Source organism: Cohaesibacter intestini, assembly GCF_003324485.1.
GTDB lineage: Bacteria > Pseudomonadota > Alphaproteobacteria > Rhizobiales > Cohaesibacteraceae > Cohaesibacter > Cohaesibacter intestini.
This window is the reverse complement of record NZ_QODK01000005.1, coordinates 202,074-214,393: the sequence shown is the minus strand read 5'-3', so window position 1 is coordinate 214,393 and position 12,320 is coordinate 202,074. Positions and strand designations below refer to the sequence as shown.

12 protein-coding genes are annotated in these 12,320 nt (G+C 55.1%); 10 read left to right on the top strand and 2 right to left on the bottom strand.

Annotated elements, in window-relative coordinates; all coding sequences use genetic code 11:
- Positions 1-16: 16 nt before the first annotated feature.
- From nifA to DSD30_RS17645, 7 genes are all read left to right on the top strand, one after another.
- On the top strand, positions 17-1,657 hold the full coding sequence (gene nifA, locus DSD30_RS17675) for a nif-specific transcriptional activator NifA (protein WP_114011143.1): 1,641 nt from the start codon (positions 17-19) through the stop codon (positions 1,655-1,657).
- Between the two features lie 198 nt (positions 1,658-1,855).
- Positions 1,856-3,418, top strand: a complete 1,563-nt coding sequence (gene nifB / locus DSD30_RS17670) for a nitrogenase cofactor biosynthesis protein NifB (RefSeq protein WP_114011053.1) — start codon at positions 1,856-1,858, stop codon at positions 3,416-3,418.
- Positions 3,419-3,442: 24 nt separating this feature from the next.
- Positions 3,443-3,718 carry a 4Fe-4S binding protein gene (locus tag DSD30_RS17665; protein WP_114011052.1) on the top strand — a complete coding sequence of 92 codons (276 nt, stop codon included), beginning with the start codon at positions 3,443-3,445 and terminating at the stop codon, positions 3,716-3,718.
- A gap of 11 nt (positions 3,719-3,729) precedes the next feature.
- Positions 3,730-4,989, top strand: a complete 1,260-nt coding sequence (locus DSD30_RS17660) for an FprA family A-type flavoprotein (RefSeq protein WP_114011051.1) — start codon at positions 3,730-3,732, stop codon at positions 4,987-4,989.
- Positions 4,990-5,093: 104 nt separating this feature from the next.
- Entirely contained in the window at positions 5,094-5,384 is a 291-nt protein-coding gene (locus tag DSD30_RS17655) for a 2Fe-2S iron-sulfur cluster-binding protein (RefSeq protein WP_114011050.1), read from the top strand.
- Between the two features lie 28 nt (positions 5,385-5,412).
- Positions 5,413-5,772: a 2Fe-2S iron-sulfur cluster-binding protein gene (locus DSD30_RS17650; protein ID WP_114011049.1), complete on the top strand. Its 360-nt coding sequence runs from the start codon at positions 5,413-5,415 to the stop codon at positions 5,770-5,772.
- Entirely contained in the window at positions 5,772-6,365 is a 594-nt protein-coding gene (locus DSD30_RS17645) for a nitrogen fixation protein NifQ (protein ID WP_114011048.1), read from the top strand. Before DSD30_RS17650 ends, DSD30_RS17645 begins: the two co-directional genes overlap by 1 nt.
- A gap of 64 nt (positions 6,366-6,429) precedes the next feature.
- Here the strand turns inward: DSD30_RS17645 and DSD30_RS17640 are convergent, their stop codons facing one another.
- Both DSD30_RS17640 and DSD30_RS17635 read right to left on the bottom strand, forming a co-directional pair.
- A complete protein-coding gene (locus tag DSD30_RS17640; protein ID WP_114011047.1) occupies positions 6,430-6,774 on the bottom strand; it encodes a zinc ribbon domain-containing protein YjdM in 345 nt (114 codons plus the stop codon).
- A 147-nt stretch (positions 6,775-6,921) separates the two neighbouring features.
- A complete protein-coding gene (locus DSD30_RS17635) occupies positions 6,922-7,773 on the bottom strand; it encodes an SIR2 family protein (protein WP_114011046.1) in 852 nt (283 codons plus the stop codon).
- 425 nt (positions 7,774-8,198) lie between these two features.
- Between DSD30_RS17635 and nifH the strand changes: the two genes are divergently transcribed.
- The 3 genes from nifH to nifK all read left to right on the top strand — a co-directional run bounded on the left by nifH (position 8,199) and on the right by nifK (position 12,310).
- Positions 8,199-9,083: a nitrogenase iron protein gene (nifH, locus tag DSD30_RS17630; protein ID WP_114011045.1), complete on the top strand. Its 885-nt coding sequence runs from the start codon at positions 8,199-8,201 to the stop codon at positions 9,081-9,083.
- An 88-nt stretch (positions 9,084-9,171) separates the two neighbouring features.
- On the top strand, positions 9,172-10,644 hold the full coding sequence (nifD, locus tag DSD30_RS17625) for a nitrogenase molybdenum-iron protein alpha chain (RefSeq protein ID WP_114011044.1): 1,473 nt from the start codon (positions 9,172-9,174) through the stop codon (positions 10,642-10,644).
- A gap of 94 nt (positions 10,645-10,738) precedes the next feature.
- A complete protein-coding gene (gene nifK / locus DSD30_RS17620) occupies positions 10,739-12,310 on the top strand; it encodes a nitrogenase molybdenum-iron protein subunit beta (RefSeq protein ID WP_114011043.1) in 1,572 nt (523 codons plus the stop codon).
- The last annotated feature ends 10 nt before the right edge of the window (positions 12,311-12,320 follow it).

Genomic DNA, 12,320 nt, shown 5'->3' with positions numbered 1-12,320 from the left:
GGAGATTGCGAGTGATATGAGAGCCGATCCATCTTCTAGACCAAGCCCGCCCAACAGGACGGAGGGCGTTTGCCCTCATCCTGTTTATTGCTCCTTTTACCGTCAGGAGCTGGACACCCTGTATCAGGTCAGCCAGTTGCTTGGCCAATCCCTCAATCTTGAGGAAACCTCGCAAGAGGTTTTGAAGCTGTTGCATGAGGAAGGACGCCTTCACTATGGCATGATCTGTTTGGTCGATGAGACAAGCGGAGATCTTAAGATCACCGACATGCATCAGGACCATTCGATCTATACCAAGAATGTGCGTTACCAACCCGGCGAAGGCATTGTCGGATCGATTCTGAGCGAGAAAAAACTGATCCTTGTGCGCCGGATTGCGGACGAGCCGCGCTTTCTCGATCGTCTGGGCATGTATGACCCGGATCTCCCCTTCATTGGTGCACCGATTTTCACTGGTGGCGATGTGGCCGTGGGCGTGCTCGCGGTGCAACCAAACAATGGCGATCGCTTTTTGGAAGACAATGCCAAACTGGTGCAGATGATCGCTTCCCTCATCGGGCGCGTGTTGCAGCTGTCTAGCGCTGTGCAGGCGGAACAGAATGAATTGCGGGCCGAGCGGGACAGTCTGCGTCGCCGGGTCAAACGGCAGCATGGTTTTGAGAATGTTGTGGGTGAGACCGAAGCCATGCGGATGGTGTTTGATCAGGTTCGGCTGGTGGCCAAATGGAACACCACGGTGCTGATCCGCGGGGAAAGCGGCACGGGCAAGGAGCTGATTGCCAATGCCATCCACTATAATTCGCCGCGGGCGCGTGAGCCAATCCTCAAGCTCAATTGCGCAGCCTTACCAGACAATCTGCTCGAATCCGAATTGTTTGGCCACGAGAAAGGGGCCTTTACCGGTGCGACCTCGATGCGCAAGGGACGGTTTGAGGAGGCGGATGGGGGCACCCTGTTTCTTGATGAAATTGGCGAGATCACGCCGGCCTTTCAATCGAAGCTGCTGCGGGTGTTGCAGGAAGGTGAGTTTGAACGGGTGGGCGGCAACAAAACCATCAAGGTCGATGTGCGGATCATCGCGGCAACCAACAAGGATCTGGAAGCCTCAATTGAAAATGGCGACTTCCGCGAAGATCTCTATTACCGGCTGAATGTGATGGCGATCAATATGCCCTCGCTGCAGGATCGAATGGATGACATTCCCGATCTGGCGCGTTTTCTGATCGCCAAGATCGGCAGCCAGCAAGGCCGTCCGCTGACGCTGAAGGATAGTGCCATCCGTCTACTGATGCGGCATACATGGCCGGGCAATGTGCGGGAGCTGGAAAATTGTCTTGAGCGGGCCAGCGTGATGAGCCCAACCGGTATCATCGACCGGGAAACGGTATCGCTGACCGGCTTGCCGGAAAAGGCTCTGGTCGGGGTGCCGTCTCAACCCCTGCCGCCGATCCTCAAAACGGCCTCGCATGCTGCCGAGCCCTCCACCACACCAGCCAAGGCCTGGCATGACGAAGAACTCGATGAGCGTGAGCGGGTGATTGCCGCTTTGGAAGAGGCTGGCTGGGTGCAGGCCAAGGCCGCACGCTTGCTCGACATGACACCACGCCAGATCGCCTATCGGATCAAGATCCTCGGCATTTCGGTGCGCAAGATATGATACATGAAGGGGAAGAGGATTGTTGTGAAACGTGCACACATCCTTCCCTCCGATTGTCAGATAGTCGACAATCATGATCTGTATGAGTGTTTGATTTTTCCTTTTTAATTCAATGTTTTGGTTTGAAATTAAGCTGCTGGCACGCCCCTTGCAAAGTCTTGGTCGACTTTGACTTTTGGCAATAAGGGGACGCGGAGCATGGATGTGTTCGGGCCAGACCAGCAGAATGATGCAGCGGGATGCACGCAAGTGTCCTGTGGCAGTTCCAAGGATCATGTTGACGCGTTGCCCGACAGCATTCGCGATCGGATCAAAGATCATCCCTGCTATTCCGAAGAGGCGCATCACCATTATGCCCGTATGCATGTGGCGGTGGCACCGGCCTGCAACATCCAGTGCAACTATTGCAATCGCAAATATGATTGCGCCAATGAGAGCCGTCCCGGTGTTGTCTCTGAAGTATTGACCCCGGAGCAGGCCGTCCGCAAAACGCTGGCGGTGGCCGCCTCGATCCCGCAAATGACGGTTTTGGGGGTGGCTGGTCCCGGCGATCCACTGGCCAATCCGGCGCGCACCTTCGAGACCTTTCGTCAATTGTCGGAAAAAGCCCCGGATATCAAGCTCTGCGTCTCGACCAACGGGCTGGCCTTGCCGGACTGTGTTGAGGAATTGGCCCAGTATAATGTCGATCATGTGACCATCACCATCAATGCGGTGGACCCGGAAATCGGGGCGCAAATCTATCCATGGATTTTTTGGAAGAATCGCCGCATGCGCGGGGTGAAAGCGGCAAAAATCCTGCTTGAGCGGCAATTGCGTGGCCTTGAGATGCTGATCGAGAAGGGCATTTTGGTCAAAGTCAATTCGGTGATGATCCCCGGCGTCAATGATGCCCATTTGGAAGAGGTCAGCAAGGTGATCCGCGCCAAGGGGGCGTTTCTGCATAATGTCATGCCGCTGATCGCTGAAGCCGAGCATGGCACCTATTATGGGGTGATGGGCCAGCGTGGACCAACGCAGGCCGAGTTGACCACGCTGCAAGATGCCTGTGGCGATATGAATATGATGCGCCATTGCCGCCAATGCCGCGCCGACGCGGTTGGTCTATTGGGGGAAGACCGCGGCGAAGACTTCACGCTGGCCAAAATTGACGGGTTGGAGATCGACTATCAGGCGGCAATGAAAGAGCGGGCCGAGGTCCATGCGCAAATCGAAGCGGACCGGACGCGGAAGAAAGAGCGTGCTGCCGACCTCAAGGCACAATTGCAGCTGCAGTCGGGAGCTGGCAGCGCCCGAACTCTCTTCACCTATAACGGCCTGTCGGTTGGTCAAACAAGCAAAGACCTTTCTGGTCTTCCTGCTGATTTGCGCCCGGTGCAGATGGCTGTGGCCAGTCAAGGGCAGGGGCTGATCAATCAGCATTTCGGTCATGCCAAGGAATTCATGATCTATGAAGCCACTCCCACAGGGGCGCGGCTGGTTGGCCATCGCAAGACCGAGCAATATTGCAGCGGCGACACCAGTTGCGGCGATGGGGAAACCACCCTGCAAAAGACCATCCGGATGCTTTCAGATTGCGAAGCAGTGCTTTGCTCGAAGATCGGCTTCGAGCCGTGGGATCAATTGGAGGCGGCGGGTATCGCGCCCAATGGCGAGCATGCCATGGAGCCGATTGCTGACGCCGTGATGGCGGTTTATCGCGAATTGTATGAGGGCGGCGCTCTGGACGCTGCAGCCACAACCCGGCCAATCAGCGCCTGATGCGGGCAAGATAAGGAAACCAGCATGAGCTATCAGATCAGTGATCTTTGTGTGTCCTGCCATGCCTGCATGGATGTCTGCCCAACTAAGGCGATTGCGCAAGGGGAGAGTCGGTTTGTCATCGACAGCCGGGCCTGCAGTCATTGCGACGGGGACTATGCGGTGTCCCAATGCGCCAGCATTTGCCCGGTGGAAGGGGCGATCCTTGATCAATTTGGCGAGGTGGTCAATCCGCCCGGCTCGCTGACCGGCATTCCGCCTGAGCGTATCGCCGCCTTGGTGGCCGAAGGGATCCTGTAAGGAACGTGACCATGAATAAAAATGCAAAAGCGGTCGAGATTGCAAAGGATATCCATTGGGTCGGGGCCTTTGACCCTGATTTGCGGGTGTTCGATCTGATTTTGAAGACCGCCAACGGCACGACCTACAATGCCTATGTGGTGCGCGGCAGCGAAGGGGTGGCGGTGATCGACACGGTGAAGGAGGAATTTTCCGACGCCTTTTTCGAGCGCCTCGAGCAGGTGGTTGCCTATGAGGACATCACTGCGGTCATTCTCAACCATTTGGAACCGGACCATGTGGGGGCCGCGCCGGAATTGATGCGGCGGGCACCACAGGCCCGAATCTATGTCTCCAATCGGGGCCTGAAGCTGCTCAATGCGACGCTGAAGGACGAGTTGGAGATGTATGCCTACACATTGACCAATGACGGGGATCAGGTGTCGCTCGGTGACCGGACGCTGACCTTTGTCCATACGCCCTATTTGCATTGGCCAGAAACCAAATGCACCTGGGTCGAAGATGAGAAGATCCTGTTTTCCTGCGATGTGTTTGGCAGTCACTTTTGCGATGAGCGGCTTTACAATGATCTGGTTGGGGATTTCCGCTTTTCGTTTGAATATTATTTCAAGCATATCATGCGGCCCTTCAAGCGCTTTGTCTTGGAGGCGATGGATAAGATCGAGCCACTGGAGCCTGCCCTGATTGCTCCCTCGCATGGGCCTATCCTGCGCGACCATCCGATGGAGTATGTGCGCAGCTATCGCTCGCTGTCGGCCTCTCGCTTGCCCAACGAGATGGAGGGCAAGGAAAAAAGCCTTCTGATCTTTTATATGAGCGCCTATGGCGCGACCGCCGATATGGCCCGCTCGGTTTATGAAGGGGCGAGCGATGTCGATGGGGTGCGGGTGTCGCTTTATGATTTGCAAGGGGGTGAGACAGATCCCTTTGTCGACCTGATTGAAGAGGCCGATTGTCTGGTTTTTGGCTCGCCGACCATCAATGGCGATGCGGTCAAGCCGGTCTGGGACGTTTTGGCATCCCTGATTTCGATCGAAACCAAAGGCAAATTTGGTGCTGCTTTTGGATCCTATGGCTGGTCCGGGGAAGCGGTGCCGATGATTGAAGACCGGCTACGCGGTCTCAAAATGCGGGTGCCGGAAAAGGGGGTCCGCATCAAGTTTCATCCAACCGAACAGGAGCTGGAAGATTGCACGGCCTTTGGCCGGTCAATCGCAGAGACCTTGTGCGGCAAGGCAAAGCCGAAAGTTGTCGACTTCGCCGATCTTTAGGCACCAAGGCGGGTGCTGACATTTTGAATTTGACGCCCATCAGCAAGCGGAACGGACCGCTTGGTTGCCGATGGGTTTGGACCATAGTGACCAAGGAGAAGACCATGGCAAAAGGAAAGCTGACATTTGGAGATATCGACGTATCGGTCAATGTGCCTGCAGGGACGCGGGTGATCGAGGTGTCCGAGAAAGTGGGGGCCGGCATCATTTATGGCTGTCGCGAAGGGGATTGTGGCACCTGTTTGATGAGTGTCGATGAGGGCATCGAGAATCTGTCCGAACCCTCGGCGCTGGAGGACAAGGTGCTCAAGGAAAACATGGCGGGCAAGGATATGCGTCTTGCCTGTCAGGCTCAGGTGATTGGTGAAGGCGAGACCATCGTCAAACCTGCCTGATTTGCTCCAACCATGAAGGAGAAACAAGATGCCGAAAATCATCTTCCAGCATCCCGAATTTGACGAGATGGAAATTTATGCGCCTGCGGGCAGCCACAAGAAAACCGTGCTGTCGCTGGCCAAGGAATTCAAAGTGCCGATTGCCTTTGACTGTGGCGATGGCGAATGCGGATCTTGTGTCATCAAGGTGACTGATATTGACGGCGGGCCGACCCATATGGGCGTGCATATGACCGACAAGGAAAAGACCGTCCTGCGCGAGATCGGCAAGATCAGCAAGGACGATCTGGAGCAGATCATCGTCAATGATATGCCCAGCGACTGGCGGCTGGCCTGTCAGATGATCGTGCGTGATGAAGATATTCGCGTCACCTATGAGCGTGCCTGATGGGTAGCAGGTCTGCTGTGATGCTGGATCAGTCTCTAAGCCCTCAGGCGCCCTATGCGCGTCTGAGGGCTGCTGCGCGTCCGGATTCCAATGCTGATTTTCTGTCTCAGATTCTGGCCAGTTGGATGGTTGGCCAAGGCGCGATGCCGCGATTTCTGGGTTTGGATAAGGCCAGTTTTGAGGCTTTGCTGGCCTATCATTTTCCATCGCTTGATCGCATGGACTGTGAGGTGCGGCTGGAAGTTGAACCGGAGCGGGCACCGGAACTTGATGACGTGCGCAGCCTGCTGCTGGAGCATCGCAGTGGGCTGTCGGACAGCGAGGTCTGGATGGCCCAGATCATCGCGACGGGCTGCATGGGGTCAGACCATCTCTGGTCGGATTTAGGGCTTTTTTCTCGTCCATTTTTGGGGCAGATGTTGTTGCACAATTTCCGCCCGCTGGCCGCGCAGAATGACAAGAATATGCGCTGGAAGAAATTCTTCTACCGCCAGCTCTGTGCCAAAGAGGGCTTTATCCTCTGCCGCTCGCCTTCGTGTGAGACCTGCTCAGAATATAAGGTCTGCTTTGCCGAGGAAGGCATGTTCGAGTAACGGCAAAAAAAAGGGCAGGACCGGGAAAGCGGTCATGCCCTTTTGTCTTTTCGCCTGACTGAGCTCAGTCGGCGACTTTCTTGACGAATTCCGACTTCAGACCCATTGGGCCGATGCCCGGAATTTTGCAGTCGATATCGTGGTCGCCGCCGACAACGCGGATATTCTTCACCTTGGTGCCAACCTTGACCACGTCATTGGTGCCGCGGATTTTCAGATCCTTGATAACGGTGACGGTGTCGCCATCGGCCAGTGGGGTGCCATTGGCATCGCGAATGACGCTGGCTTCTGCTTCGGCGGCGGCTGCCGCAGGCGACCATTCATGGGCGCATTCGGGGCAGATGATCAGGGGGCCATCTTCATAGCAATAGGCCGAGCCGCATTTGGGGCAGGGTGGCAATTCGCTCATTTTATCGTCCTTTTGGGTCTGGTCCTTTGGGGCCGAAGCTTGTCTGGCGTTGCCTGTCAGCCTTGTCTTGCCCCTTCCTTGCCTGTTCCCTTGCATGTTCCCTGCGAGGGCGCAACTGGTTTTTCGGCCGCTTCGTCATCCGCGCGGTCAGGCAAAGGCAGCCGTTTGGGCGACATCGAGGAAGTCGGGCAATGCCATTTCGATGATGGTGATGCCCTTCTTGGCACAATAACGACGCTCCTTGTCGGTGGGATTGGGGATCAGTGCCCAGCCAGCTTCCTCGGCTGCGTCATGAATGATGTCCGACATCACCATCCGCTCGGTGTCGCGGGTGAAGCGCATGCCGAGAAACAGATATTGCTTGCCCTTGCGTTGGCTTTTGAGGAAAGCAGGCACACCAAAGCCGCCCATCAATTCGGTGAGATAATCGACAAAGTCGGCGTCCGAGGCAATATAGGTCGGATGCGGCAGGGGCGAGCCCAACGGCTTGAAGAGGATCGGCAGGCTGGTGTCGGCCTCCTCTATTGTTACGCAGCGATAGGTCTCGCCGTCATGCTGATGCAGCATGAAGCGATAATCGGTGCCGCCAATCCGGGCGATGCCTCGGACCAGCAAATGGGGCACCTGCTGATAGCTTTGCTGCAATTGCAAATCGCGGTTGATGTCGATGACATAGGCGGGCTTGAGGCTGGCGAGCCAGTCATGCAGGGCGGCGCGGCTCCATTTTTCCGCACCATAGAGTTTGGTTAGAAATTGCTCGATGAAACGCCTGCCGCGCTTGAGCTCAATATTCATTGCCGCGCGCGGGAACTCATACATCAGCTTGGGGGCCATCGGGCGTCCTCTGTTCATGGCAAGGATCAGGCTGTCACTGTCGGCGGGCATGGATTCCCCGGATGGGTCATGGCGGACGTCATAGAGCACACCGGGGCCGAGATAGGGAACGACCGAGCCGCTTGCGATTTTTTCAATGATGGTTTCGATGTCTGACCGGTTCATATCGCCCTCTTTGTATGTTTGTCACCTTTGTCTTTACAGGAGCAAGTTTTGGACCAATGGGCGCGTTCCGATTAAGAGTTTGAAAGCAATGAGAAATTTGGATGATCAGAGATTGTCACAAAGCTGACAATCAGGGTCTGGTCAGGCGAATGGATGTGACATTGTCGCATTTGCGGGCATTTTGCGTGATGCCCGACAATGGGCAGACATTCTGTAAAATCTGCGACAAAGAATTTTGGAAATTGTCGTATCTCCGCCTTGCCGTATAAATCCGTATATTGATAAATTTATCGTTTAAATTCATGTGGATAGGTGCCGTCAACAAAGTTGGCACACCCCTTGCAAATTCGATTGGCAGACGCCGTTTCGCGAACCTGTTTGTTCGTGGAACACACGAACCAAACGAGTCACCAAGGAGAAGACCTATGGCACTTCGTCAATGCGCAATTTACGGGAAGGGTGGCATTGGTAAGTCCACCACCACGCAAAATCTCGTTGCCGGACTTGCAGAGCTCGGCAAGAAAGTGATGATTGTCGGCTGTGATCCGAAAGCGGATTCCACCCGCCTTATTCTGCACGCAAAAGCCCAGACCACCATTATGCATCTGGCCGCTGAAGCCGGGTCTGTTGAAGATCTGGAACTCGAAGATGTGCTCAAAGTCGGTTACGGCGACATCAAATGCGTCGAGTCTGGTGGTCCAGAGCCTGGGGTTGGTTGTGCTGGTCGCGGTGTGATCACGGCCATCAACTTCCTTGAGGAAGAGGGTGCCTACGAGGAAGATCTTGATTTCGTCTTCTACGATGTTCTTGGTGACGTTGTTTGCGGTGGCTTTGCCATGCCGATCCGCGAGAATAAGGCGCAAGAAATCTATATCGTTTGCTCCGGCGAAATGATGGCCATGTATGCGGCCAACAATATTTCCAAAGGCATCGTGAAATATGCCAATTCCGGTAGCGTTCGTCTGGCTGGCCTGATCTGCAACTCGCGCAACACCGACCGCGAAGACGAGCTGATTGAGGCACTGGCCGCCAAGCTTGGCACCCAGATGATCCACTTCGTCCCGCGTGACAATGTGGTGCAGCATGCCGAAATTCGCCGCATGACCGTCATCGAATTCGATCCGGACGCCAAGCAGGCGCAAGAATATCGCGATCTGGCGCAGAAAATCATCGACAACGACAAGTTCGTCATTCCCGATCCGATCTCCATGGACGATCTGGAAGAATTGTTGATGGAATTCGGCATCATGGAACCGGAAGACGAGAGCATTGTCGGGCAGACCGCTGACAATGCAGGGGCCGCTGCCTGACCGCGCCAACCTGTCTCTATCAGACACCCTGAAATGTTGCACAAGGTGTGGGACGGATTGGTCCCCGCCTTCACAATGGGGAACCCCTATGTCACATCTGACAAAAGAAGAAACCGAAGCGCTCATCCAGGAAGTGCTTGAGGTCTATCCGGAGAAAGCGCAGACCGACCGCGCCAAGCATCTGGCCGTCAACGATCCTGATCTCGAAAAATCGAGCAAATGCATCACTTCCAACCGCAAATCCCTGCCCGGCGTCATGACCATTCGTGGCTGCTCCTATGCCGGTTCGAAGGGTGTGGTCTGGGGTCCGGTCAAGGATATGATCCATATCTCCCACGGCCCGGTCGGCTGTGGCCAATATTCCCGCGCCGGTCGCCGCAACTATTATGTCGGTGATACGGGGGTGAACACCTTCGGCACGATGAATTTTACTTCCGATTTTCAGGAAAAGGACATCGTGTTTGGTGGCGACAAAAAGCTCGACAAGCTGATCGACGAGATCGAAATGCTGTTCCCGCTGGCCAAGGGGATTTCGGTACAATCCGAATGTCCGATTGGTCTGATTGGTGACGATATCGAGGCCATTTCCAAACAGAAGGCCGATCAGTTGAACAAGCCGGTCGTGCCTGTGCGCTGCGAAGGTTTTCGCGGCGTGTCCCAGTCGTTGGGGCATCATATTGCCAACGATGCCATTCGCGACTGGATCATTGATCCGGCAACGGGCAAGGAGTTCGAGGCGACCGATTATGATGTCACCATCATTGGCGACTATAACATCGGTGGTGACGCCTGGGCCTCGCGCATCATGCTTGAGGAAATGGGCTTGCGGGTGATTGCCCAATGGTCCGGTGATGGCACCTTGGCCGAAATGGAACAGACGCCGAAAGCCAAGCTGAACCTTCTGCATTGCTATCGCTCGATGAACTATATCTCGCGCTATATGGAAGAGAAGTTTGGCGTGCCATGGATGGAATATAACTTCTTTGGCCCGACCAAGATCGAAGAAGCCTTGCGCGACATTGCCTCGCATTTTGACGATAAGATCAAGGAAGGCGCCGAACGGGTCATCGAGAAATATCGTCCCGAATGGCAGGCCGTGGTCGACAAATATCGGCCGCGCCTCGAAGGCAAGAAAGTCATGCTCTATGTGGGCGGCTTGCGTTCGCGTCACATCATCGGTGCCTATGAAGATCTGGGCATGGAAGTGGTCGGCACCGGCTATGAGTTTGCCCATAATGACGATTACGACCGGACGATCCCTGAAATGGGCAATGCCACCCTCATCTATGATGATGTCACCGGCTATGAATTCGAAGCCTTCGTCAATCGCGTCAAGCCGGACCTGATCGGCTCGGGCATCAAGGAAAAATACATTTTTCAGAAAATGGGCATCCCGTTCCGCCAGATGCATAGCTGGGATTATTCCGGCCCGTATCACGGCTATGACGGCTTTGCCATCTTTGCACGCGACATGGATATGACCCTGAATAATCCATGCTGGGACAGCCTGACACCGCCTTGGAAGCGGGCGGGTGAGCCGGCGGCGATTGCCGCTGAATAAGCCCATAGCGGCCAGAGCCGAAGTGGGATCTGGCCGAGCGCAATTTCTCAAACACTTCGCCTGTTCACGCATTGGTGGCGCGAAGGAGGACCAAATGAGTCAGACTGTAGAGAATATCAAACCCAGCTATCCTCTCTTTCGGGAAGAGGAATATACCAAGTCCCTTGGCGACAAGCAGGCCTTGTTTGAAAACCGGGTCGATCAGGCCAAGATTGATGAAGTGTTCGAATGGACGACGACCGAGGAATATAAAGACCTCAATTTTTCGCGCGAGGCATTGACCATCAACCCGGCCAAAGCCTGCCAGCCGCTGGGGTCGGTGCTCTGTTCACTGGGCTTTGAGAAGACCTTGCCTTATGTGCATGGATCGCAGGGCTGCGTTGCCTATTTCCGCACCTATTTCAACCGCCATTTCAAAGAACCTATCGCCTGTGTCTCGGATTCGATGATCGAGGATGCAGCGGTGTTTGGCGGCCAGAAAAACATGTTTGACGGGCTGGAAAATGCCAAGGCTTTGTATAAGCCGGACATGATCATGGTGTCGACCACCTGCATGGCCGAGGTTATCGGCGATGACCTCAATGCCTTCATCGGCAACGCCAAGAAGGAAGGCCATATCGAGGCCGATTTCCCGACGCCTTTTGCCCATACGCCAAGCTTTGTCGGCTCGCACACGACCGGCTGGGACAATATGTTCGAGGGCACGATCCGCTACTTCACGCTCAATAATATGGAGGACAAGGAAGTCGGCTCGAATGGCAAGATCAACATCGTGCCGGGCTTTGAGACCTATCTTGGCAATTACCGTGTCATGCGCCGCTATATGGAAGAGATGGGTGTCGACTATTCGCTGCTCTGCGATCCATCCGAAGTGCTCGATACGCCAGCGGATGGCAAATATCGCATGTATTCGGGTGGCACCACGCAGGATGAAGTGAAAGACGCGCCCAATGCCAAGGACACCCTTTTGTTGCAGCCTTGGCAGTCGGTCAAGACGCGCAAATTCACCAAGAATACCTGGAAGCATGACACGCCAGCCATCAATATCCCAATGGGGCTGAAATCGACCGATGATTTCCTGATGAAAATTGCCGAGATCACTGGCAAGGAAATCCCGGCGTCGCTGGAGCTGGAGCGCGGTCGGTTGGTCGACATGATGACCGACAGTCACGCTTGGCTGCATGGCAAGAAATATGCGCTCTGGGGCGATGCCGATTTTGTCATGGGCATGACCGCCTTCTTGCTGGAATTGGGGGCCGAGCCGCGGCATATTCTCTGCCACCATGCCAACAAGCGTTGGAAGAAGGCGATGGATAAAATGCTCGCCGACAGCCCTTACGGGGCCAATTGCGAAGTCCATGTCGGCAAGGATTTGTGGCATATGCGGTCGCTGATCTTCACCGATCGTCCCGACTTCATGATCGGCAACAGCTACGGCAAATTCATCGAGCGTGACACCCTGCGCAAGGGCGAAGACTTCCGCGTGCCTTTGATCCGGATCGGCTTCCCGATCTTTGATCGCCATCACCTGCATCGGGCCACCACCCTTGGCTATGAAGGGGCAATGACCATTCTGACCACCTTGACCAATGCGGTGCTGGAACAGCTCGACAGGGAAACGATGATCATGGGCAAGACCGACTTCAACTATGATCTGGTGCGCTAAGGCGCCGACA

Coding starts and splice junctions, on each gene's coding strand:
- nifA (WP_114011143.1), top strand. CDS start 17: ATGAGAGCCGATCCATCTTCTAGACCAAGCCCGCCCAACAGGACGGAG.
- nifB (WP_114011053.1), top strand. CDS start 1,856: ATGGATGTGTTCGGGCCAGACCAGCAGAATGATGCAGCGGGATGCACG.
- DSD30_RS17665 (WP_114011052.1), top strand. CDS start 3,443: ATGAGCTATCAGATCAGTGATCTTTGTGTGTCCTGCCATGCCTGCATG.
- DSD30_RS17660 (WP_114011051.1), top strand. CDS start 3,730: ATGAATAAAAATGCAAAAGCGGTCGAGATTGCAAAGGATATCCATTGG.
- DSD30_RS17655 (WP_114011050.1), top strand. CDS start 5,094: ATGGCAAAAGGAAAGCTGACATTTGGAGATATCGACGTATCGGTCAAT.
- DSD30_RS17650 (WP_114011049.1), top strand. CDS start 5,413: ATGCCGAAAATCATCTTCCAGCATCCCGAATTTGACGAGATGGAAATT.
- DSD30_RS17645 (WP_114011048.1), top strand. CDS start 5,772: ATGGGTAGCAGGTCTGCTGTGATGCTGGATCAGTCTCTAAGCCCTCAG.
- DSD30_RS17640 (WP_114011047.1), bottom strand. CDS start 6,774: ATGAGCGAATTGCCACCCTGCCCCAAATGCGGCTCGGCCTATTGCTAT.
- DSD30_RS17635 (WP_114011046.1), bottom strand. CDS start 7,773: ATGAACCGGTCAGACATCGAAACCATCATTGAAAAAATCGCAAGCGGC.
- nifH (WP_114011045.1), top strand. CDS start 8,199: ATGGCACTTCGTCAATGCGCAATTTACGGGAAGGGTGGCATTGGTAAG.
- nifD (WP_114011044.1), top strand. CDS start 9,172: ATGTCACATCTGACAAAAGAAGAAACCGAAGCGCTCATCCAGGAAGTG.
- nifK (WP_114011043.1), top strand. CDS start 10,739: ATGAGTCAGACTGTAGAGAATATCAAACCCAGCTATCCTCTCTTTCGG.